An 18,771-nucleotide genomic window follows, 5' to 3' on the forward strand; every position below is an offset into this window, starting at 1 on the left:
TGCCGCGCTGGCTGCAATCTGTCGCAGCCGGGTTTCGTGCGCGGGCATGAGTCCGTAGTATTCAACCTCAAGAGCCGTACCCACCATCCCGAGGAGATCATCATGGCAAATCCATCCGTCCGTAGCGCGCTGCGCATCCTGTTCCTGTCCGCCGGCCTGCTGGCCGTCGCCGCGCCGGCCGGCATGGCCGTGGCCGGTCCGCTCAGCTGGTTCCATGGCGAGCGCGTGCAGGGCAGCGGCAAGATCGTCAAACAGAACCGCGAGACCGGCCATTTCACCTCGCTGGCGACCAGTCTCAGCGGCAACGTCGAGATCCGCATCGGCAACACCGAAGGCATCAGCATCGAGACCGACGACAATTTGCAGGCGCTGATCGAGACCGTGGTCGACAACGGCACCTTGCGCATCCGGCCGACGCGCAAGGACGTCAACCTGGAGTCGCATACGATGAAGATCGTGGTGCAGGCGCGTTCGATCGAGAAGATCGCGGTGGCCGGCTCCGGCTCGGTCGAGGCCGACAAGCTGCGCGGCGAGAGCCTGACGTTTGACGTCGGCGGCTCCGGTTCGATCAATGTGCGCAACCTGGAGAGCGAATCGGTGGCGATCGCGCTGGGCGGCAGCGGCAACCTGAAGGCCAGCGGCAACGTCGAACGCTTGCAGGTGTCGATCGGCGGTTCGGGGCGGGTGCAGGCCGGGCAGCTGGCGGCGCGCGATGTGACGGTCAGCATCGGCGGCTCGGGCCAGGCGACGGTGTGGGCCAAGCAGACCTTGAGCCTGAGCGTGGCCGGCTCCGGCGACATCACCTACTACGGCGATCCGCAGCTGACCAAGAGCGTGATGGGTTCGGGCACCATCAAGCGGCTGGGTGGTTCGCCGCAGTAAAAACCTGAGCTGGATCGCGACCATCAATCAGCGCCTGGATCCAGGCGCTGAGCTGGGCGGTGTCGGCATGGTCCATTTTTTCGGCAACGCCGACCGGGAGTGGCGCGTTTCGGCGATCCAGCAACTCCTGCAAAACGCCTTTCAGCGCCGTGCGTTCACCCTCTTGCCGCCCTTGCTGCATACCTTGCCGCATGCCTTTGCGGCGCCCCTCCTTCAATCCCTTGAGGCGGCCACGCTTGACGGCCTCATATTCCAGTAAGGCTTCATAGGTCTTGAATCGCCGATTAAATAGCATCACTGGCTCCTCCTCTGAGCTCATATTAGCTTCGTCAAATTCCTCCTGCAAGGTCGTGCATACCCAGCGCGTCAGGCTATCGCGGGCTCTTGCGACATCCGGCGCTTTCATGCGTTCGGCAAAATCGCCCAACGCAGACAGCATTTCCTTATTGGTCTTCGAACGCAACAATCGGAACACGATACCCAGAATATTGGCCGGGTCATCCGGATTCAAATGGCGATGCTGGTCTATCAGCATGTATTGCTGGCGCGGCTGATAGACTTCCAATCCCATCGGCGGTGAGAGCATCAAATCGGCCAGCTCCCTGCTGGTGCGCCATGGGCCACGACCGTGGTACAGCACAATTTCGGGATGCGCGAAGAGTTGGCGGTAAAGCGTGTCGCTGCGGGTATTCATCCAAAAAATTGTAGCGCCCGCCTGAAGACGCGGGTACGCTAGGCGGGCGCCGTTTGGCCCGCATCAATCCGGTGCGCATAAAACGAATAAGAACCTCACCACAAGGAGATCCGCTTGAACGTTATCGCCATGTCCGTCCGCCGCGCCTGCACGCTGCCGCTGTTGCTGTTGGCCTGCTCCGCCGCTTTCGCCGATGCCCCGCCCACCGTCACCGCCATCAAGGCCGCCCACATGCTCGATGTGCGCAGCGGTGCGCTGGTCGACAACGCCGTGGTGCTGGTCAGCGGCGAACGCATTACCGCCGCCGGCAGCAAGCTGGCGATCCCGGACGGCGCCCAGGTCATCGACCTCGGCAACAAGACCCTGCTGCCCGGCCTGATCGACATGCACACCCACCTGACCGGCGACCCGCAGGACGCCGGCTATTCCATCATCGCCAAATCCATCCCCCGCACCACGCTGACCGGCGCCAAGAACGCCCGCCTGACGCTGCAAGCCGGCTTCACCACCGTGCGCGACGTCGGCGCCGACGGCTATGCCGACATCGGCCTGCGCGACGCCATCAACGACGGCGACGTGCCCGGTCCGCGCATGGCCGCCTCCGGCCCGCCGCTGAGCATCACCGGCGGCCATTGCGACGACACCATGCACGCCCCGGAATACAAGCAGACCGCGCTCGGCGTGGCCGACGGCGTCGCCGAGGCGCTCAAGGTCACGCGCCGCAACATCAAGTATGGCGCCGACGTCATCAAGATCTGCGCCACCGGCGGCGTGCTGTCCTTCGGCGACGACCCGCGCACCTCGCAATACACGCTGGAAGAATTGAAGGCCATCATCGGCGACGCCCACCGCCTCGGCCGCAAAGCCGCCGCCCACGCGCACGGCGGCGACGGCATCAAATTGGCCGTGCTGGCCGGCATCGATTCAATCGAGCATGGTTCCTACATCGACGACGAAGGCATCAAGCTGATGAAGGAGCACAAGACCTGGCTGGTGCCGACGGTCTACCTGGGCGACTGGCTGATCGACAACGCCGAGGCCATCAAGCTGCCGCCGCCGCTGCTGGTCAAGGCCAAGACGGTATTGCCGACCGCGCGCCTGAACATCGCCCGCGCCATCAAGGCCGGCGTGCCGGTCGCCTTCGGCACCGACGCCGGCGTCTATCCGCACGGCCTCAACGCGCGCGAGTTCGGCACGCTGGTCAAGCTGGGCATGACGCCGATCCAGGCGATCCGCGCGGCCACGCTCAACGCCAGCGAGCTGCTGGGCTGGACCGACAAGGTGGGCACTATCGAGGCCGGCAAGTTCGCCGACCTGATCGCGGTCGACGGCGAGCCGTTGAAAGATGTGAAGACGCTGGAAAGCGTCCAGTGGGTAATGAAGGGCGGCGCGGTCGTCAAATAATATAAACGATAAACCGCGCGCGGCCTGGATCAGTGCTGGTGCTGCGCCGTGCCGGCGGGCGCCGGCAGTACCTCCAGCACCGGCGCCGGCGCCTTCAGTTTGGCCGCGCCGTCGCCGGGGATCTCGTCCCAGGCCACGCTGACCTTGTCGCACTGCTGCACGACGCGGAAGTACAGCTTGCCCGGCTGCCCGGTCAGCTTGACCTGCACCACGAACTCGTCGAAATAAGCGTCCGGCAGCGGGCCGCCCTTCCAGCTGATTTCCTGCGCGCCGCCGTTGGCGCCGACGTTGATCTTCCAGCCGGCCTTGGGCATCGGCTTGGCGTTGGTCGCGCCCTCCGGCAGCGACACCGTCAAGCCCTTGGTGGCCGTGCCGTCGCAGCCGTGGCCGACGCGGAAGGTCAGCTTCTGGAAACTGCCGGCCAGGCCGGTGGTTTGTTCCAGCGTGACGTGCGCCTGCGCCGCAGGCGCCAGCATCGCCGCAGAGAAAGCCAGCGCCAGCATGGTGGAAGTCGTTTTCATCACTGCCCTTTCGGTGGTGTGTACGTCAGCGGTTTGACCGTCACCTCGATGGCGACGGTTTCAGCCGGCTTGCCCTTCTTGCGGATCACCAGCGTGACCGGCACGGTCTCGCCTTCCTTCAACTGCCGCTTCAAATCCATCAGCATCACATGATAGCCGCCGGACGCCAGGTCCACGTTCTGCCCGGCCGGCAAGTCCAACGACGGCACGGCGTGCATCTTCATCATCTGGCCGTCCATCTCCATGTGATGAATCTCCGCCACGCCCGCCACGCCGGAGCGCACTTCCACCAGCTGCCCGCCCTGTTTGGACTTGAGCTGCATGAACACGCCGGTGGACTTGGCCGACGGCACGGTGGCGCGTATCCAGGCGTCGCGGACTTCGACCTGGGCCGAAGCCAGCGGCGCCGCCAGCAGCAATGCGTAGAGGATTTTTTTCATCGAAGGATTATAACAACGTTATATCAACGCTCGCCCTTGAAGGTTTCGCGGCCGACTTCCACCGTGGTGGTGCCGTCGGTCAGCCAGATCTGGCCGTCCTGGATCGTGCATTGCAGCTGCATGCTGCGCTGGGCCATCTTGGACAGCTGCTCGGCGGCGTCGGCGTCGAGGTTGATCACGGTCAGGTTCTTGCAGCGCTCGACCTTGTTGGCCAGCGCCTTCCACCAGATGTGGCTGGTCGCGGCGTAGCTGTAGACGTAGACGTGCTCCGAGCGGCCGCTGGCTTTCAGGATCACCTTCTCGTCCGGCTGGCCCACTTCGATCCACAACTGGATCGCGCCGGTCAGGTCCTTCTGCCACAGGTCCGGTTCTTCGACGTCGAACAGGCCCTTGGTGAAGGTCAGCGCTTCGTTGGCGTGGATGGCGAAGGCGATCAGGCGCACCATCATGCGCTCGTCGGTTTCGGACGGGTGGCGCGCCAAGGTCAGCGACTGGGTCTCGTAGAAGTTGCGGTCCATGTCCGCGATCTGCAAGTCGGCTTTGTAAATTGTTGCTTTGAGGGCCATCGGTGAATCTCTTCGTTTCTATTTTAATCAGTTATTTGAACACGACAGTCTTGTCGCCGTTCTGCAAAATGCGGTGTTCGACAAACCATTTCACGGCGCGCGCCAGCACCACGCACTCGACGTCGCGGCCGATCGCGGACAGCGTATCGGCGTCCATCGAGTGATCGACGCGCTCGACGTCCTGCTCGATGATCGGACCTTCGTCCAGGTCGCCGGTGACGAAGTGCGCGGTTGCGCCGATCAGCTTGACGCCACGGTGGTGCGCCTGCGCATACGGCTTGGCGCCCTTGAAGCTCGGCAGGAAGGAATGGTGGATATTGATCGCCTTCCCTTTCAACGCCGTGCACAGGCCGGGCGACAGGATCTGCATGTAGCGCGCCAGCACCACCAGGTCGATGTTGTGCGAGTTCATCAGCTCGATGATCTTGGCTTCCTGCGCCTGCTTGGCTTCCTGCGGAGCGCCGGTCGCCAGCGGCAGGTGGTGGAACGGAATATTGTAGCTGGCCGCCAGCTGGTAGAAGTCCATGTGGTTGGACACGATGGCCGGAATTTCCACCGGCAGCAGACCGCTCTTGTAGCGGAACAGCAAATCGTTGAGGCAATGGCCGATCTTCGACACCATCAGCATCACGCGCGGCTTGTAGTGGGCGTCGCGCAGCTTCCAGTCCAGCTGCATCTCGGCGCCCAGCAGGCCGAAGTCGGCGCGCAGCAGGTCGTCGTTGACGTTGCGGTCTTCCAGCGCGAAGTGCACGCGCATGAAGAACAGCTTCGATTCGCTGTCGCCGAACTGGGCCGAATCGATGATGTTGCAGCCATGGTCGGCCAGGAAGCCCGACACGCGATGAACAATACCGCGCTGGTCCAGGCAAGAGAGTGTCAAAATGTATTCGGGATTGCTCATATCCACCATCGTTATAGGTCTAACAAGGCCGGTATTGTCGCACGGCCGGGCGCAAACCGTAAAAATAGCACGATCGTTCAATTTGAGATATATTGAGCGTCACACCCACCTTCGAGGAGACAAAATGACTATCAACGAGACAAATCTTCAATTCCGCCTGGCGGCCCGTCCGGTCGGCATGGTCAAGGACAGCGACTGGCAGCAGGTCAGCGAACCGGTGCGCGAGCCGGCCGACGGCGAAGTCGTGGTCAAAGTGCTGTACCTGTCGCTCGATCCGGCCATGCGCGGCTGGATGAACGAAGGCAAATCCTACATCGCGCCGGTCGCCATCGGCGAGGTGATGCGGGCCGGCGGCGTGGGCGTGGTGGTGGCGTCGAAGTCGCCGGAGTTCGCGGTCGGCGATTACGTGCAGGGCGGCACCGGCGTGCAGCGCTACTGGGTCGGCCCGGCCGGCGACAAGCGCCACGGCTTCCGCAAGGTCGACGCCAAGCTGGCGCCGCTGCCCACCTACCTCAACACGCTGGGCATGCCGGGCATGACGGCCTACTTCGGCCTGATCGAATCGGGCCAGCCGAAAGCCGGCGAGACGGTGGTGGTGTCCGGCGCGGCCGGCGCGGTCGGCCAGACCGTCGGCCAGGTGGCCAAGCAGCTGGGCTGCCGCGTGGTCGGCATCGCCGGCGGCAAGGACAAGTGCGACTTCGTGGTCAACCAGCTGGGCTTTGACGCCTGCATCGACTACAAGGGCGGCTCGGTCAAGGACGGCCTGAAGGAACATTGCCCGAACGGCGTCGACGTCTACTTCGACAACGTCGGCGGCGACATCCTCGACACCGTGCTCACCCGCATCAACCTGAAGGCGCGCATCGTCATCTGCGGCGCCATCTCGCAGTACAACAACACCACCCCGGTCAAAGGCCCGGCCAACTATATGTCGCTGCTGGTCAACCGCGCGCGCATGGAAGGCATCGTCGTGTTCGACTACGCCGACCGCTACCACCTGGGCATCGCCGCGCTGGGCAAATGGATGAAGGAAGGCAAGGTCAAGAGCAAGGAAGACATCGTGCAAGGCCTGGAGCACTTCCCGCAAGCGCTGAACATGCTGTTCGAAGGGAAGAACTTCGGCAAGCTGGTGCTGCAGGTGGCCGCCGAATAAATCCGGGAACTTTTGGACGATAGCCGAGTCTATCCTTCGGCTGCACACACCGCCGGGCCGCAAGCCCGGCGTTTTTCATTGAAGGATCACGACGAGGACGCATCATGTTCGCCCAACCCATTCCCCCCGCGATCAAATCGCACATCGACATCCAGATTACGCTGTACACCGACCTGACCCGGCGCGCGCTCGAAGCCATGCAAAGCTTGAGCGAACTGAACCTGCAACTGGGCCGCGACCTGATCGCCGAGTTCGGCGCCAACATCCAGCGCATCATGGCCAGCAAGGACGCGGCGCAGCTGGGCTCCGCCGTCGGCGCCCAGTTCACGCCGGGCTGGGGCGCGCTGCAAAACTACCAGCAGCACCTGGTCGAGATCCTCAGCCGCGCCAACTCCAGCCTGGCGCAAACGGCCGCCACCCACATGCCGGCCGTGCGCCGCGCCGCCACCGACGCGGCCGAGGAAATCATGCACCAGGCCTCGGAACAGACTGCGCGCACCGCCGAACAGATGTCCAAGTACCAGATGGCGAGCGAACTGCGCCATTAATCGCCTTCTTTGTGGAACTTTCGTCAACCTTGACTCTCTAACCATGCAGAGCAGCCGGCTTCAGGGCTGGCTGTTCGGGGAACCCTGACGGAATTTCATAACACTCATGAGGAGGTTTTATGGCCAGTAATTCAGGTAACGATCAAAGCAAGCCGAAAGGCACGGCCAAGCGCGGCTTTGCGGCGATGGACGAAGCAACCCAGCGCGCCATTGCCAGCAAGGGCGGACAGGCGGCCCACCAAAAAGGCACGGCCCATGAATTCGATTCGGAAGAAGCGCGCCGGGCCGGCCAGAAAGGCGGCGAGGCGGTCAGCCGCGACCGCGAACACATGGCGCAGATCGGCCGCAAAGGTGGGGAAAGCCGGCAGTCCGCGGCCCGCGCCAACGCCGAGAAAAACGCCGCCAACAACGCGCGCGGCGCTGCGTCCGAACAATCTTCCAAGGGAGGCAGCCAGCAAGGCGCCAAAGCCGCCGAGCGCTAAACTTCACCGCGCGGCGGCAGGCGGGCGTGGCCGCGCCCGCCTATCCTAGGCCTCCAGCGCTTCCTGCAAGCGCAGCAGCATGGAGGCATGCGCCCCCGGCGCCGCGGCGGCCATGCTGAGCGCACCCAGGCCGTAGGGCTTGCCATCGACCTGGGTCGCTTGTCCGCCGGCCTCGCGCACCAGCAGCGCGCCGCCGAGGCAATTGAAACCGTCATCGCCGAATTGCCAATATCCATCGAGGCGGCCGCATGCGACATACGCCAGTTGCAGCGATGTCGCACCCGGGCCGCGCACCGCCGCCACGTCGGGCAGCATGGCGCTCAGCGCGGCGCCGGCCTGGCGCACCGCGCGCCGGTCGCGGCCGGCAAACGGCGGCTGGCTGGTGGCGACGATGCCCTGGTAGTGGCTGGCGCGGCCGTTCACGCGCATGCGTTCGCCGTTTCGGTAGGCGCCATGGCCCCGGACCGCGTGGAACATCTCGTCATGCACGGCGTCGAAGATCGCGCTGAACACCGGCACGCCCTCGCGCATCAGCGTCAGCGACATCGACCAGCTGGGTATCGCGCGCAGGAACTGCGCCGCGCCGTCGATGGCGTCGCAGATCCAGTACTCGCCACGCTCGGCCAGGGCGGCGCTTTCGGCGTCCTCCGCCACGGTGTCGCCCAGTTCGTCTTCCAGCCAGCCGATGGCGGGATACAGTCGGCCCAGCGCCCGCTTCAGCCCGGCGTTGGCGGCGCCGTCGATGCGCCGGAACGCCGTCATCATGTCGTCCACTTCCAGCACCGGTTCGTCGCGCCAAAAGGTCTCGCACAGATCGGCGCCAGCCTCGCGCAGCAGCGCCAGGACTTCTTCCGTATCGATTGCAGTCATGCCGATTCCTTGCTATAAACTAAAGTCCTAGATTGCCAGAGAACTCAACTCCTGACTAACTGGCGACAGACAAGTAATATCGCAATCGGGCCAAAATATGGGTAGCAACTACTATGGCGACAAGCGGCTGACGGACGAGATGCCGATCATGGTGGCCGCGCAGCACGCCGACCACAACACCAGCAACATCAAGCATGTGCACCATCATCCGGAAGGCCAGCTGTACATTCCGCTGCAAGGCGTGATCGTGGTCGAGGCCGGCGACGTGCGGCAGGTGCTGCCGCGCGGCCGGCTGGGCTGGATACCACCCCATATGCCGCACGGCGCCAGCGCCTACAGCAGCACCTTCAAGCCGGGCCTGGCCGGCTACACCATCCATCTGGCGCCCTCGCTGTGCGCCGACCTGCCGCCGCAGTCGCGGGTGATGCGCATGTCGCCGCTGGCCGCGTCGCTACTGGAGCGCATGGTCGCGTGGCCCGGCGGCATGCCGGCCGACGCCGCCGCACGGCGGCTGATGACGGTGTTCCTGGACGAGGTGCGCGCGGCCGACGAAGAACCGCTGCACCTGACCATGCCCAGCCATCCGCGCCTGCAGGCGATGGCGGCGGCGATCGCCGACAATCCGGCCGACGAGACCGACCTTGACCAATGGGCCGCCAAACTGGGCTGGTCGCGCCGCAGCCTGACGCGCCACTTCCGCCACCAGACCGGCATGTCGCTGGTGGAGTGGCGCCAGGTGGCGCGGCTGCAAAAGGGCATGGAGTTGCTGAACGGCGGCGCCTCGGTGACGACAGTGGCGCTCAGCCTCGGTTATGACAGCGTCAGCAGTTTCATCGCGCTGTTCCGCCGCATCCTGGGCGTCACGCCGGCGCGCTTCGCCCAGTTCGACACCTGATCAGGCCGGCGTGCCGAGGATGACGCTGGACGCCTTGAAGATGGCGGTGGCGGCCATGCCCACTTCCAGCGCCAGCGTTTCGCCGCTGTCGCGGGTGACGATGGCGGCGATCGCGCCGCCGCCCGGCAGCTCGATGCTGACCTCGGTGTTGACGGCGCCCACCTGCACCCGCGTGACCGTGCCGGACAAGCGGTTGCGCGCGGAAAATTTGGCCTCGCCCATGTCCGTCACCACGATCACCGCCGAGGCCTTGATCAGCGCGAAAGCTTCGGCGCCGATCACCAGGTTCAGGCTGTCGCAGCTGTCGCGCGTGATGGTGGCGACGATGTGTTCGCCGCCGACGATTTCCAGCGTCACCTCGTCGTTCACCGCGCCCTCTTTCAACGCCACCACCTTGCCGCTGAACTGATTGCGCGCGCTGGTCTTCATCTTCATCCTTTGTATCAGCAAAAAATCGTCGGCCAGCGCGTGCGACTGGCTGCTCAGGTGCGCCACGAACTGGCGGTGCTCCTCGTCGATCTTGCGGAAATTTTCCACCAGCTGCGCGCCGCGCGCCGTCAGCCGTGTGCCGCCGCCGCCCTTGCCGCCCGCCGCGCGCTCCAGCAGCGGCTCGCCGGCCAGGTTGTTCATCGCCTCGATGGCGTCCCACGCGCCCTTGTAGCTCATGCCGACCGCCTTGGCCGCGGCCGTGATCGAGCCCTGTTCGGCGATGGCCGCCAGCAGCGCCATCCGGTCCTGCCCGCCCAGCTTCTGACCGCCGACGGTCAGCCATACATTGCCCTGCAATGCCATTGCGTGTTCTTCAGGCTTCATTGCGCTCCACTAGCTCCAGGTCCTTGACGTCGGCCATGCTACCATTTTCCATGCGCAGCACGTGCTCGCCGAAAGCGCGCACGTCCTCGGGATCGTGGGTGATCAGCATCATCGGAATATCGAGGCGGCGTTGCAGCGCGTCCAGCTCCGCGCGCATGCGTTCGCGCAGGCCGGGGTCGAGCGCCGCGAACGGCTCGTCCAGCAGCAGCGCCGCCGGCTCCGGCGCCAGCGCGCGCGCCAGCGCCACCCGCTGCCGCTGGCCGCCGGACAGCTGATGCGGGAACTGCTGCGCCACATGGTCCAGTTCGAACGCCTTCAGCCAGTAGCGGACCGCCTCGCCATCCACGCGCGCCAGCGGATTGCGCCAGCCGCGCTGCAAGCCGAAGGCGATGTTCTGCCGCACATTCAGATGCGGGAACAGCGCGTAATCCTGGAACAGATAGGCCAGCTGCCGCTGCGGCGCCGGCAGGTCGATACCGTTGCTGCTGTCGAACAGGCTGCGGCCGGCCACGTCGATGCGGCCGCTGTCGGGCGTCATCAAGCCGGCCACCGCCTTCAGCAGCAGGCTCTTGCCCGCGCCTGACGGGCCGAAGATCACGATGCGCTGGCTGCTCGATGCCAGCTGCGCGCGCAGTTCGAAGGTCCGCGCGCCGGAACGCATGGTCTTGACGATGTCGATATTGATTTGCATGCTCAGGCCTGCGGATTGCGGTTGGGCGTCAGTTTGTTGGCCGCGATCAGCACCACGATGCAGACCACGGAAGTAATGATCACCAGCAGGTTGGCGCTGTCGTCCTGTCCGGCCTGCACGGCCTCGTACACGGCGATCGACAGCGTCTGCGTCTTGCCGGGGATGCTGCCGGCCACCATCAGCGTCGCGCCGAACTCGCCCATCGAGCGCGCGAACGCCAGCAGGGTGCCGCCCAGCACGCCGCGCCAGGCCAGCGGCAGGGTCACGCGCAGGAACACGCCGAACGGCGAAATGCCCAGCACCCTGGCGGCCTGCTCCAGCTGGGTATCGACCGCTTCAAACGCCGCCCGCGCGCCCTTGAGCACCAGCGGAAACGCCACCACGGCCGCCGCGATCACCGCCGCCTGCCAGGTGAAAATCAGGTTGATGCCGAACGCCTGCTGCAACCATGCGCCGATCACACCATGGCGGCCGATCACCACCAGCAGATAGTAGCCCAGCACGGTGGGCGGCATCACCATCGGCAAGGTCAGCAGCGCATCGAGCAGCTCGCGCCCCGGAAAGCGCTTGCGCGCCAGCAGATAGCCCAGCGCCACGCCGAACACCAGGTCCACCAGCGTCGCCCAGCATGCCACCTTCAGCGACAGGCGCAGCGCGATCCAGGCCGGTTCGGCGAGCAGCGCGTCCACCGCTTACGGACGGCCGAAACCGTACTTGGCCAGGATCGCCTGGCCGCTGGACGACAGCACGTAATCGGCGAACCGGCGGCCGGCGGCCGCCTGCGGACCGGCCGCGATCACCGCTATCGGGTAGCTGACCGGGGTTGCGGTGGGCACGGTGGCGATCACCTTGACCTTGTCCTTCATCACGGCGGCGTCGGTGGCGTAGACGAAGCCGGCGTCGACTTCGCCGCGCGCCACGTAGTCCAGGCTCTGGCGCACCGAGGCGCCGAAGAGGGCCTTGGGCTCGACGGCGCCCCACAGCCCGGCCTGCTCCAGCGCATGCCTGGCGTAGCGGCCCACCGGCACGCTGGCCGGATTGCCCATCGTCACGCGGGTGACGGCGGCCTGCTGCAAGTCGGCGATGCCCTTGATCGGCAGGCTGGCGGCAATCGGCGTGATCAGCACCAGGCTGTTGCTGGCGAAATTCTTGCGGCTGCCGGCGGCCAGCAATTTCAGGCTGTCGGCCTTGTCCATCGCATCCTGGTCGGCGGAGGCGAACACGTCGACCGGCGCACCCTTGGCGATCTGCTGCACCAGCGGATCGGAGGCGCCGAAATTAAACTGCACCTTGTCGCCCGCATGCTCTTTCTCGTAGGCGGCGCCAATTTCCTTGAACGCATTGGTCAGGCTGGCCGCGGCCGACACCGTGATATCCGTCGCCGCCGCCGACGCGCCCATCGCCGCCAGCACCAGCGCCACCCCAAGTTTCAACGCATGCATCATTTTTTCCTTTTAGTAAGAGAACCGCCATAAACTCGATTATATAGCGATGCGGGGGTTACTGCGCTATGCAGTAATGCCTATACGGTCTATGCCGGTCGTCCTCAGGTACACTGGCTGGGGTGTATCGCGTTTGAAAGGACATGACATGGGGCGTCAGGGCACGGATTGGTTGCGGCACGGGCCCCAATCCGACGGTATCGACCTGGTCGAAGCCTTCTTTCAAGGCGCGGCCTATGGCGCGCACCGGCACGACAGCTACGCCATCGGCCTGACCATGGCCGGCGTGCAATCGTTCCGCTACCGCTCGGCGATGCGCCACAGCCTGTCCGGCCAGGCGCTGGTGCTGCATCCGGACGAAGTCCACGACGGCCAGGCCGGCACCGACGACGGCTTCCACTACCGCATCGCCTACCTCGCGCCGGCCTTGCTGCAACAAGTGCTGGGCGGCGCGCCGCTGCCGTTTGTCGACGGCGGCGTGTCCGGCGACCAGCGGCTGGTCAGGGCGGCGCGCGGCTTGCTGGACAATTTCGATGCCGCGCCCGGCTCGCTGGAGCGCGACGACGCACTGGTCGACATCGCCACCGCGCTGCGCCAGGTGGCCGGCCAGTCCGAGCTGCCGGGCGGCGACTTCCGCGCGGCCCGGATCGCCCGCGAATACATCGACGACGCCCTGCTCTCGCCGCTGACGCTGGACCAGCTGGCACGAGCCAGCGGCCGCGACCGCTGGAGCCTGTCGCGCGATTTCCGGCGCTTTTTCGGCACCAGCCCGCACCGCTACCTGACGCTGCGCCGGCTGGAGCTGGCACGCCGGCTCATGCTGCACGGCCTGCCGCTGGCCGACAGCGCGGCCCAGGCCGGCTTCGCCGACCAGCCCCACCTGACGCGCCACTTCGTCGCCGCCTACGGCATCTCGCCAGCCCGCTGGCTACGGCTGAACCGGCGCGGGCGCACAAACGTTCAAGACCGGCGGCCCGCAAGCGGCTACAGTGACCACTCCATCGCCCCACAGGAGCCGCCATGAAGCCAGCCATATCCCCCGCCGCCAGCGCCGCCGCGCTGACCGAACACTGGTCGCCGCGCGTGATCGCCGAACTGGACGACAGCTACGTCAAGGTCGCCAAAGTACTGGGCTCGCTGGCCTGGCACAGCCACGACGACGAAGACGAACTGTTTTTCATCCTCAAGGGCAGCCTGCGCATCGAACTGGAGGACGGCGCGGTCGAACTGTCCGAAGGACAAGCCTACGTCGTGCCGAAGGGCGTGCGCCACAACCCGGTGGCGCAGCAGGAATGCCTGCTCATGCTGATCGAGAAAAAGGCCACGCTGCACACCGGCGCCACGATCACCGCCAAAACCCGCTCCATCGAGGAACAGCTCGGCTAGTGGTGCGACAGGATATTCAGCAAGCGCCCGAACGGATCGCGCACGAACAAGCGCCGCACGCCCCACGGCTCGCTGACGGGGCCGTATTCCAGCGCCAGGCGCGCGGCCACCAGGCGCCGGTGGACTTCATCCAGGTCGTCCACCTCGATCGACAGGTCGGGCACCGGCGTGCCCGATCCGCCCTCGGAGGCAAAACTGATCTGCGGCACGGCCTGCCCGGCGCCCGCCAGCGTCACGATCCAGCCGTGGTCCATCACCACCGACAAGCCCAGCACGCCGGCATAGAAGGCCTTGGCGGCCTCGATGTCCACCGTGGCGATATTGCTCACGATCCGTGTTACCTGCATATGAACTCCTTCCAAAGATGGGAAGGACGGCCGGGTGTGGTACATTCACGCCTCGATTCTTTCCAGCCGTGCCCAACATGTCCTCCCTGAAGTACCTCAGCGCCTATTCCGAGCAAACCCAGCAGCAAGTATCGCAACTCCTGGCCCAGAACCGCCTGGGCGAAGTGCTGCTCAAACGCTACAGCAAGGCGCACGAACTGCGCACCGACAAGGCACTTTACCAGTATGTGCAAGATTTGAAAAATGAACATTTGCGCAACGCCGAGCCGATCAACAAGGTCGAGTACGACAGCAAGATCCACGTGATCAATCACGCGCTGGGCCTGCACACCTCGATCTCGCGCGTGCAGGGGGGCAAGCTGAAAGCCAAACACGAGATCCGCGTGGCGACGCTGTTCAAGGAAGTGCCGATTGAATTTCTGCGCATGATAGCCGTCCACGAGCTGGCGCATATCAAAGAGAAGCAGCACGACAAAGCCTTCTACAAGCTGTGCACGTATATGGAACCGAATTACCACCAGTACGAATTCGATCTGCGCCTGTATCTCACGGAGCTGGACGCGTCGGGCAAGCGCCTGTGGAGCCAGGCGGCGTAACGATAGTCCGTATCTCCACCCCGTCCATTGCGTACCGGGCATACAGGAAATCGCGGACGCCGACGACCTGGCCGCCGGCAAATTCGAGCGCCACGAAATAGGCCGGCTGCTCCAGCGAGTGGCCCAGCACATCCCGCAAAATCACCGCGCCGCGCTGCAAGGCCGGCAGCAACATGAAGCTGCGCAGGCAGGTCGCGGCAATTTCAGGATCGGGCGCATCGGGGGACGCCAATAAGGCAAGTTCATCTTCGTCCTCCATCGGCGGCACGCGCGCACGCTGCCGCAGAAAGTCGAGCGCGGCGTTGTGAGCGATCCGGTACAGCCAGGCCTGGGGATTATCCAGCCCGCCAAACGCTGCGCGCGCCGCATAGGCCTTCGCCAGCGCATCCTGGACGATGTCTTCGCCATCGATCACGGATCCGCTCATGCGGGCGCAATAGCGATGCAGCCTGGGCCGCATCTCGCCGAGCAGTTTTTCAAATTCCTGCATTGCATCGTCCATAGGCCATTATATCCGGCCGCTCACGGCTTGGCCGCGTGGACCACGTCGCCCATGATGGCTTCGATCGTCGCCAGGGCGGCGAGCTTCGGGTAGTAGGCGACCATGCGCGGGTCGGTTTGCATCGCCTTCACGGCGGCGGCGTCCCGCCATTGGGAATGAATGACGATACGGCTGCCGTCCGCGGTCGCGATCAGGTTGGTGGCGATCCAGCCGTCCAGCGTGCGGATCACGGTCTGTATATTGTCCCGCAACATGTCCAGCACTTTGCTCTGGTTGAATGGGTCGACGGTCAGGGGAAGGATCAGGGTAGTCATGGTTGGCCTCAACTTGGGAAGGCCCGCCGATCGGGCCCGTACTCAGTAAGACGATGAACCGCGACAAAACGGATCGGTCATGGAGAAAAATATTTTTCGGTGGCGTTAACGCATCCAGTCGTGCAGACCGTAGGTCTTCATGATGCGCTCCAGCTGGCCGGACTCATGCAGCCTGGCGATGCCTTCATCGAACTCCCTGGCCAGCGCCCGGGACTCCGGCAGCGCCGGCGACAACGCGAAATAGGAATAGCTGACCGGCGCGCAGCCGGCCTGGCGCAGCCGCACGTCGGCATGCATGGCCATGGTGTAGCTCACCAGGCTTTCATCTTCGACAAAGCTGTCCAGGCGTCCCAGCAGCAGCTTGCGCGCCAGCCGGTAGGTCAAGTCCTCGCCGTAGTTGACCTCGAATTCCGCGGTTTTTTGCGCGACAGCCTGGTCGATCTCCTTGCCATACGAGTAGCCCTGGACGATGCCGACCCGCTGCCCCGCCAGCGAGGCGGCGTTCTTGTAGAGCCATTGGCTGTGCGGCGCCGTATAAAAACAGTAGCGGTTGCGCGAGATCGGCGTGGCCGGATAGATGAAATCCGGCGCCTCGTCCTTGTAGGTCGGCGATGACGCGGTGTAGCGGCCGGCGCGCACGCCGAGCAAGGCGCGCGCATAGTTCAGGTTCTCGTAGTTGACCCGCCGGCCCAGCGGGGCAAACACCGCCCGCAGGATATCGATGGTGAAACCCTCATGCGCGGCGCCGGCCTTGCAGCTGAACGGACACCAGTAGTCCGGCGCCACCACCACGACAGGCTCCGCCGCGCCCGCCGCTTGCGCCGCGCAGGCCGCGCTCATCGCCGCGAACCATGCGCGGCGGCGCAATCGGGACAGGATCATGATCCGAACCGTCCCGGGCGCCAGGACTAAGGCTTCAGCAGTTGCAGCAAGGCCTGCGGTTCCTGCGCGGACATCATCAGCGCCGCGTGCTGCGGACGGATGAAGCCCTGCGCGCTGGCGTGCTCGATGAAGCCGGTCAAGCCGTCATAAAAGCCGTCCACATTGAGCAGGCCGATCGGCTTGGCGTGGATGCCCAGCTGCGACCAGGTCAGCATTTCAAACAGTTCTTCCAGCGTGCCCATGCCGCCCGGCATGGCGATGAAGCCGTCGGCCAGCTCGGCCATCATGGCTTTGCGCTCATGCATGTCCTTGACGATGAACTGGCGCGTCAGGCCGGTGTGGCCCACTTCCCGCTCGACCAGCGCGGTCGGGATCACGCCCGTCACCTCGCCGCCCATGCGCAGCACTTCATCGGCGATGATGCCCATCAGGCCCACATTGCCGCCGCCGTAGACCAGCGACAGATTGCTCGCCACCAGGGCCCGGCCCAGCGCGCGGGCCGCTTCGGCATACACAGGATTGACGCCGGCGTTGGCGCCGCAATACACGCAGATAGCTTTCACTGCTCTTTTTCCTCTTCCAGTTCTCGTTTGGCCGCGTCCAGGTCGAGCCGTTCCATCGCATCATGGACGGCGCAGCGGGCGGCTTCCTCACACAGGCCGATCGCTTCGGCCTGCTTCCTTTTACCTTCCAGCATCATCATCGCGCGCGCATAGCGGACCTTGGCGATCGCCGAATCCGGCGTCAGCGCCAGCGCGGCCTGAAACTGTTTATAACATTCTTCTTTTTTCACGCCATAGGTCAGGCCGCCGATCATGGCGCCCACCTTGTCGAGGATCTCGGCGTGGTAGACGCCCAGCGCGATGTGCGCGTCCGAGCGTTGCGGCGCCAGGCGGATCGCCTTGTCCAGGCTGTTGCGCACCTTGGCGCCCAGGCCCTGCGCCAGCGCCTTGACCACCGAGATTCCCTGCGAATACTGGCCCAGCGCATACGCATGCCAGTAGTAGCCGGACGAATTATCGGGTTGCTCCAGCTGCTGGCGCTCGCAGCGCTCGGCCACGCATTCGAAGGTGGCCAGTTTTTTTTGCGGACTGCGCTCCAGGTAATGCGCGTAGATGCAGATCGCCTTGTGCGCCACCGAATAGCCGTTCACGCCGACGTCCAGGCCCAGCCGCGCGGCCCGCTCGAATTCGCCGGCATGGAAGGCGATCCACGCCTGCACCAGCAAGGGGTTGGCCGGGAACGGCTCCTGGTCGCCGCCATGCAGCACCGGCCAGGCTGCTTCCAGGCTGGCCGGCGTGTACAGGTATGCGGGATCAGGGTAAGGAAAGGGGTTCCACGCCATTGCAGTCTCCGTCAGCTCACTTGAGCTTTTTCAGATATTCTTCGGACAGTTTCTGGAACAGCAAACTGGTTTCGTTGCGCAGGTAGGGACCGATCTGCGACAGCACCTGGTAGCAGCCGCGCGCCAGCGCGTCGGCCATCGATTGCTGCTCGCTGTATTTGCGCGGGTTGCGCACGTATTCGTACGACAGCCAGTAAGTGGCCACCACCACCATATTGGTGGCCATGGCGTCGATGGCGGTGTCGGAGGCTTCCAGCGATTTTTCGCTGCGCAGGTCTTCGCACAGCTGCTTGGCGACCTTGATCTTGTGCGCCAGGATCTGCTTGAAGTGCAGCTCCAGCTTGCGGTTGCGCGACAGCAGGTCGTTGAGATCGCGGTAGAAGAAGCGGTAGCGCCAGATCAGTTCGAACATCAGGTGCAGGTACAGCCAGACGTCCTCGATGTTGGAGCGGCGGCCGTTGGGCACGGTCAGGATGCGCTCGATCTCGGCCTCGAACTGGACGAAGATCGAGTTGACGATGTCGTCCTTGTTACGGAAATGGTAGTACAGATTCCCCGGCGAGATATTCATCTCCTCGGCGATCACCGTGGTGGTGATGTTCGGTTCGCCGAATTCATTAAACAAGCGCAGCGACAGTTCGAGTATGCGTTCGCGGGTACGGCGGGGTGCTTTTTGTAGCATAGCAAGGAAACCTCTGTTTATTCTCCTGCAAGCATAACACCGATGAGACTATCTTAGAAACATCCGTGCGTGCTTTTACGCGCACATGCCGGGCTGATGCCGCAAGATGCGGCCAAACCGGCCTAACGCCGGTGATTCTTCAGCTTTTCCGCCGCCCGCAGCGCCGCCACCTGCAGGGTCAGCTCGTCGATGCGCCGGTTCAGCGCCGCCACGTCGCCGGCGGTCGGCACGCCGATCGAGCTCAGCGCGCGCAGCACGCGTTCCTCGAACAGCTGCATGGAAAAGAACTTGCCCTCCTCCTCCTGCGCCTTGGCGAAGGCGCTCAGGCCGGCCTGCCAGATCTCCTGCGAGGACATGCGTACCACGTCAGCGGTTTGCAGGTCTTCATTGCGCTTCAACTTCTTTGCCATGTGAA

27 protein-coding genes are annotated in these 18,771 nt (G+C 64.6%); 9 read left to right on the forward strand and 18 right to left on the reverse strand.

The features are described 5' to 3' along the window. Window positions 1-102: 102 nt before the first annotated feature. Complete coding sequence (locus tag RUGAMON1_RS12110; RefSeq protein ID WP_445230736.1) at window positions 103-882, forward strand: head GIN domain-containing protein; 780 nt, start codon at window positions 103-105, stop codon at window positions 880-882. On the opposite strand, the gene RUGAMON1_RS12115 is transcribed toward RUGAMON1_RS12110, so the two are convergent. After that, a complete protein-coding gene (locus tag RUGAMON1_RS12115; protein ID WP_445230737.1) occupies window positions 854-1,576 on the reverse strand; it encodes an RpnC/YadD family protein in 723 nt (240 codons plus the stop codon). The two genes, RUGAMON1_RS12110 and RUGAMON1_RS12115, sit on opposite strands and share 29 nt — an antisense overlap. Before the next feature lie 114 nt (window positions 1,577-1,690). On the opposite strand from RUGAMON1_RS12115, the gene RUGAMON1_RS12120 reads away from it, so the two are divergent. Further along, window positions 1,691-2,980: a Xaa-Pro dipeptidase gene (locus tag RUGAMON1_RS12120; RefSeq protein ID WP_445230738.1), complete on the forward strand. Its 1,290-nt coding sequence runs from the start codon at window positions 1,691-1,693 to the stop codon at window positions 2,978-2,980. Window positions 2,981-3,009: 29 nt separating this feature from the next. Here the strand turns inward: RUGAMON1_RS12120 and RUGAMON1_RS12125 are convergent, their stop codons facing one another. Genes RUGAMON1_RS12125 through purU form a run of 4 tightly spaced genes read right to left on the reverse strand, consistent with a single transcriptional unit; the run spans window position 3,010 to window position 5,408 of the window. Beyond that, on the reverse strand, window positions 3,010-3,501 hold the full coding sequence (locus RUGAMON1_RS12125; RefSeq protein WP_445230739.1) for a YcnI family copper-binding membrane protein: 492 nt from the start codon (window positions 3,499-3,501) through the stop codon (window positions 3,010-3,012). Next, window positions 3,501-3,941, reverse strand: coding sequence for a copper chaperone PCu(A)C (locus RUGAMON1_RS12130; RefSeq protein ID WP_445230740.1), 441 nt, complete (start codon window positions 3,939-3,941; stop codon window positions 3,501-3,503). Before RUGAMON1_RS12130 ends, RUGAMON1_RS12125 begins: the two co-directional genes overlap by 1 nt. Before the next feature lie 23 nt (window positions 3,942-3,964). Continuing rightward, entirely contained in the window at window positions 3,965-4,507 is a 543-nt protein-coding gene (locus RUGAMON1_RS12135) for a YaeQ family protein (RefSeq protein ID WP_332854170.1), read from the reverse strand. A 31-nt stretch (window positions 4,508-4,538) separates the two neighbouring features. Beyond that, window positions 4,539-5,408: a formyltetrahydrofolate deformylase gene (purU, locus tag RUGAMON1_RS12140; protein WP_445230741.1), complete on the reverse strand. Its 870-nt coding sequence runs from the start codon at window positions 5,406-5,408 to the stop codon at window positions 4,539-4,541. Window positions 5,409-5,532: 124 nt separating this feature from the next. Here purU and RUGAMON1_RS12145 point away from each other — a divergent pair, with 124 nt between their 5' ends. The 3 genes from RUGAMON1_RS12145 to RUGAMON1_RS12155 all read left to right on the forward strand — a co-directional run bounded on the left by RUGAMON1_RS12145 (window position 5,533) and on the right by RUGAMON1_RS12155 (window position 7,591). Next, window positions 5,533-6,561: an NADP-dependent oxidoreductase gene (locus tag RUGAMON1_RS12145; RefSeq protein ID WP_445230742.1), complete on the forward strand. Its 1,029-nt coding sequence runs from the start codon at window positions 5,533-5,535 to the stop codon at window positions 6,559-6,561. Between the two features lie 104 nt (window positions 6,562-6,665). Continuing rightward, complete coding sequence (gene phaP / locus RUGAMON1_RS12150) at window positions 6,666-7,109, forward strand: TIGR01841 family phasin (protein ID WP_445230743.1); 444 nt, start codon at window positions 6,666-6,668, stop codon at window positions 7,107-7,109. Window positions 7,110-7,228: 119 nt separating this feature from the next. Next, window positions 7,229-7,591: a KGG domain-containing protein gene (locus RUGAMON1_RS12155; RefSeq protein WP_445230744.1), complete on the forward strand. Its 363-nt coding sequence runs from the start codon at window positions 7,229-7,231 to the stop codon at window positions 7,589-7,591. Between the two features lie 45 nt (window positions 7,592-7,636). Here the strand turns inward: RUGAMON1_RS12155 and RUGAMON1_RS12160 are convergent, their stop codons facing one another. Beyond that, window positions 7,637-8,461: an inositol monophosphatase family protein gene (locus tag RUGAMON1_RS12160; RefSeq protein WP_445230745.1), complete on the reverse strand. Its 825-nt coding sequence runs from the start codon at window positions 8,459-8,461 to the stop codon at window positions 7,637-7,639. Between the two features lie 97 nt (window positions 8,462-8,558). Here RUGAMON1_RS12160 and RUGAMON1_RS12165 point away from each other — a divergent pair, with 97 nt between their 5' ends. Then, a complete protein-coding gene (locus RUGAMON1_RS12165) occupies window positions 8,559-9,356 on the forward strand; it encodes a helix-turn-helix domain-containing protein (RefSeq protein WP_445230746.1) in 798 nt (265 codons plus the stop codon). On the opposite strand, the gene RUGAMON1_RS12170 is transcribed toward RUGAMON1_RS12165, so the two are convergent. Genes RUGAMON1_RS12170 through modA form a run of 4 tightly spaced genes read right to left on the reverse strand, consistent with a single transcriptional unit; the run spans window position 9,357 to window position 12,305 of the window. Continuing rightward, entirely contained in the window at window positions 9,357-10,169 is an 813-nt protein-coding gene (locus tag RUGAMON1_RS12170; protein ID WP_445230747.1) for a TOBE domain-containing protein, read from the reverse strand. Continuing rightward, a complete protein-coding gene (locus RUGAMON1_RS12175) occupies window positions 10,159-10,860 on the reverse strand; it encodes an ABC transporter ATP-binding protein (RefSeq protein ID WP_445230748.1) in 702 nt (233 codons plus the stop codon). The genes RUGAMON1_RS12170 and RUGAMON1_RS12175 overlap by 11 nt, the downstream gene beginning before the upstream one ends. A gap of 2 nt (window positions 10,861-10,862) precedes the next feature. Beyond that, entirely contained in the window at window positions 10,863-11,549 is a 687-nt protein-coding gene (gene modB, locus RUGAMON1_RS12180; protein ID WP_445230749.1) for a molybdate ABC transporter permease subunit, read from the reverse strand. Between the two features lie 3 nt (window positions 11,550-11,552). Next, window positions 11,553-12,305, reverse strand: coding sequence for a molybdate ABC transporter substrate-binding protein (modA, locus tag RUGAMON1_RS12185; RefSeq protein WP_445230750.1), 753 nt, complete (start codon window positions 12,303-12,305; stop codon window positions 11,553-11,555). Between the two features lie 169 nt (window positions 12,306-12,474). Here modA and RUGAMON1_RS12190 point away from each other — a divergent pair, with 169 nt between their 5' ends. Together RUGAMON1_RS12190 and RUGAMON1_RS12195 are read left to right on the forward strand one after the other, a co-directional pair. Continuing rightward, the gene (locus RUGAMON1_RS12190) at window positions 12,475-13,326 is read left to right on the forward strand and encodes an AraC family transcriptional regulator (protein ID WP_445230751.1); all 852 of its coding nucleotides are present in this window, start codon (window positions 12,475-12,477) and stop codon (window positions 13,324-13,326) included. Further along, on the forward strand, window positions 13,323-13,688 hold the full coding sequence (locus RUGAMON1_RS12195; protein ID WP_445230752.1) for a cupin domain-containing protein: 366 nt from the start codon (window positions 13,323-13,325) through the stop codon (window positions 13,686-13,688). The genes RUGAMON1_RS12190 and RUGAMON1_RS12195 overlap by 4 nt, the downstream gene beginning before the upstream one ends. Here the strand turns inward: RUGAMON1_RS12195 and RUGAMON1_RS12200 are convergent. After that, window positions 13,685-14,035, reverse strand: coding sequence for a VOC family protein (locus RUGAMON1_RS12200; protein ID WP_445230753.1), 351 nt, complete (start codon window positions 14,033-14,035; stop codon window positions 13,685-13,687). The genes RUGAMON1_RS12195 and RUGAMON1_RS12200 overlap by 4 nt on opposite strands. Window positions 14,036-14,112: 77 nt before the next feature. Here RUGAMON1_RS12200 and RUGAMON1_RS12205 point away from each other — a divergent pair, with 77 nt between their 5' ends. Then, window positions 14,113-14,631, forward strand: a complete 519-nt coding sequence (locus RUGAMON1_RS12205; RefSeq protein WP_116989574.1) for a M48 family metallopeptidase — start codon at window positions 14,113-14,115, stop codon at window positions 14,629-14,631. On the opposite strand, the gene RUGAMON1_RS12210 is transcribed toward RUGAMON1_RS12205, so the two are convergent. The 7 genes from RUGAMON1_RS12210 to RUGAMON1_RS12240 all read right to left on the reverse strand — a co-directional run bounded on the left by RUGAMON1_RS12210 (window position 14,582) and on the right by RUGAMON1_RS12240 (window position 18,766). Further along, window positions 14,582-15,133, reverse strand: coding sequence for an RNA polymerase sigma factor (locus RUGAMON1_RS12210; RefSeq protein ID WP_445230754.1), 552 nt, complete (start codon window positions 15,131-15,133; stop codon window positions 14,582-14,584). The two genes, RUGAMON1_RS12205 and RUGAMON1_RS12210, sit on opposite strands and share 50 nt — an antisense overlap. Before the next feature lie 20 nt (window positions 15,134-15,153). Further along, window positions 15,154-15,447 carry a putative quinol monooxygenase gene (locus RUGAMON1_RS12215; protein ID WP_445230755.1) on the reverse strand — a complete coding sequence of 98 codons (294 nt, stop codon included), beginning with the start codon at window positions 15,445-15,447 and terminating at the stop codon, window positions 15,154-15,156. A 105-nt stretch (window positions 15,448-15,552) separates the two neighbouring features. Then, on the reverse strand, window positions 15,553-16,329 hold the full coding sequence (locus RUGAMON1_RS12220; RefSeq protein WP_445230756.1) for a substrate-binding periplasmic protein: 777 nt from the start codon (window positions 16,327-16,329) through the stop codon (window positions 15,553-15,555). Window positions 16,330-16,355: 26 nt separating this feature from the next. Continuing rightward, window positions 16,356-16,892 carry an LOG family protein gene (locus tag RUGAMON1_RS12225; RefSeq protein WP_445230757.1) on the reverse strand — a complete coding sequence of 179 codons (537 nt, stop codon included), beginning with the start codon at window positions 16,890-16,892 and terminating at the stop codon, window positions 16,356-16,358. Further along, window positions 16,889-17,674 carry a tetratricopeptide repeat protein gene (locus RUGAMON1_RS12230; RefSeq protein WP_445230758.1) on the reverse strand — a complete coding sequence of 262 codons (786 nt, stop codon included), beginning with the start codon at window positions 17,672-17,674 and terminating at the stop codon, window positions 16,889-16,891. The genes RUGAMON1_RS12225 and RUGAMON1_RS12230 overlap by 4 nt, the downstream gene beginning before the upstream one ends. A 16-nt stretch (window positions 17,675-17,690) precedes the next feature. After that, the gene (locus RUGAMON1_RS12235; protein ID WP_008446927.1) at window positions 17,691-18,356 is read right to left on the reverse strand and encodes a TetR/AcrR family transcriptional regulator; all 666 of its coding nucleotides are present in this window, start codon (window positions 18,354-18,356) and stop codon (window positions 17,691-17,693) included. Window positions 18,357-18,478: 122 nt separating this feature from the next. Next, window positions 18,479-18,766 carry a phasin family protein gene (locus tag RUGAMON1_RS12240; RefSeq protein ID WP_445230759.1) on the reverse strand — a complete coding sequence of 96 codons (288 nt, stop codon included), beginning with the start codon at window positions 18,764-18,766 and terminating at the stop codon, window positions 18,479-18,481. Window positions 18,767-18,771: the final 5 nt, after the last annotated feature.

It is taken from the genome of Duganella rhizosphaerae, assembly GCF_040364205.1.
In the GTDB taxonomy this organism is placed as follows: domain Bacteria; phylum Pseudomonadota; class Gammaproteobacteria; order Burkholderiales; family Burkholderiaceae_D; genus Rugamonas; species Rugamonas rhizosphaerae.

Excerpts from the sequence above, each read along its gene's own strand:
- RUGAMON1_RS12110 (WP_445230736.1), top strand. The coding sequence starts at position 103 with ATGGCAAATCCATCCGTCCGTAGCGCGCTGCGCATCCTGTTCCTGTCC.
- RUGAMON1_RS12230 (WP_445230758.1), bottom strand. The coding sequence starts at position 17,674 with ATGGCGTGGAACCCCTTTCCTTACCCTGATCCCGCATACCTGTACACG.
- RUGAMON1_RS12135 (WP_332854170.1), bottom strand. The coding sequence starts at position 4,507 with ATGGCCCTCAAAGCAACAATTTACAAAGCCGACTTGCAGATCGCGGAC.
- RUGAMON1_RS12115 (WP_445230737.1), bottom strand. The coding sequence starts at position 1,576 with ATGAATACCCGCAGCGACACGCTTTACCGCCAACTCTTCGCGCATCCC.
- RUGAMON1_RS12195 (WP_445230752.1), top strand. The coding sequence starts at position 13,323 with ATGAAGCCAGCCATATCCCCCGCCGCCAGCGCCGCCGCGCTGACCGAA.
- RUGAMON1_RS12175 (WP_445230748.1), bottom strand. The coding sequence starts at position 10,860 with ATGCAAATCAATATCGACATCGTCAAGACCATGCGTTCCGGCGCGCGG.
- RUGAMON1_RS12165 (WP_445230746.1), top strand. The coding sequence starts at position 8,559 with ATGGGTAGCAACTACTATGGCGACAAGCGGCTGACGGACGAGATGCCG.
- RUGAMON1_RS12155 (WP_445230744.1), top strand. The coding sequence starts at position 7,229 with ATGGCCAGTAATTCAGGTAACGATCAAAGCAAGCCGAAAGGCACGGCC.
- purU (WP_445230741.1), bottom strand. The coding sequence starts at position 5,408 with ATGAGCAATCCCGAATACATTTTGACACTCTCTTGCCTGGACCAGCGC.
- RUGAMON1_RS12235 (WP_008446927.1), bottom strand. The coding sequence starts at position 18,356 with ATGCTACAAAAAGCACCCCGCCGTACCCGCGAACGCATACTCGAACTG.
- RUGAMON1_RS12210 (WP_445230754.1), bottom strand. The coding sequence starts at position 15,133 with ATGGACGATGCAATGCAGGAATTTGAAAAACTGCTCGGCGAGATGCGG.
- RUGAMON1_RS12215 (WP_445230755.1), bottom strand. The coding sequence starts at position 15,447 with ATGACTACCCTGATCCTTCCCCTGACCGTCGACCCATTCAACCAGAGC.
- RUGAMON1_RS12240 (WP_445230759.1), bottom strand. The coding sequence starts at position 18,766 with ATGGCAAAGAAGTTGAAGCGCAATGAAGACCTGCAAACCGCTGACGTG.
- RUGAMON1_RS12200 (WP_445230753.1), bottom strand. The coding sequence starts at position 14,035 with ATGCAGGTAACACGGATCGTGAGCAATATCGCCACGGTGGACATCGAG.
- RUGAMON1_RS12125 (WP_445230739.1), bottom strand. The coding sequence starts at position 3,501 with ATGAAAACGACTTCCACCATGCTGGCGCTGGCTTTCTCTGCGGCGATG.
- RUGAMON1_RS12145 (WP_445230742.1), top strand. The coding sequence starts at position 5,533 with ATGACTATCAACGAGACAAATCTTCAATTCCGCCTGGCGGCCCGTCCG.
- RUGAMON1_RS12130 (WP_445230740.1), bottom strand. The coding sequence starts at position 3,941 with ATGAAAAAAATCCTCTACGCATTGCTGCTGGCGGCGCCGCTGGCTTCG.
- RUGAMON1_RS12160 (WP_445230745.1), bottom strand. The coding sequence starts at position 8,461 with ATGACTGCAATCGATACGGAAGAAGTCCTGGCGCTGCTGCGCGAGGCT.
- RUGAMON1_RS12205 (WP_116989574.1), top strand. The coding sequence starts at position 14,113 with ATGTCCTCCCTGAAGTACCTCAGCGCCTATTCCGAGCAAACCCAGCAG.
- RUGAMON1_RS12220 (WP_445230756.1), bottom strand. The coding sequence starts at position 16,329 with ATGATCCTGTCCCGATTGCGCCGCCGCGCATGGTTCGCGGCGATGAGC.
- RUGAMON1_RS12170 (WP_445230747.1), bottom strand. The coding sequence starts at position 10,169 with ATGAAGCCTGAAGAACACGCAATGGCATTGCAGGGCAATGTATGGCTG.
- modA (WP_445230750.1), bottom strand. The coding sequence starts at position 12,305 with ATGATGCATGCGTTGAAACTTGGGGTGGCGCTGGTGCTGGCGGCGATG.
- phaP (WP_445230743.1), top strand. The coding sequence starts at position 6,666 with ATGTTCGCCCAACCCATTCCCCCCGCGATCAAATCGCACATCGACATC.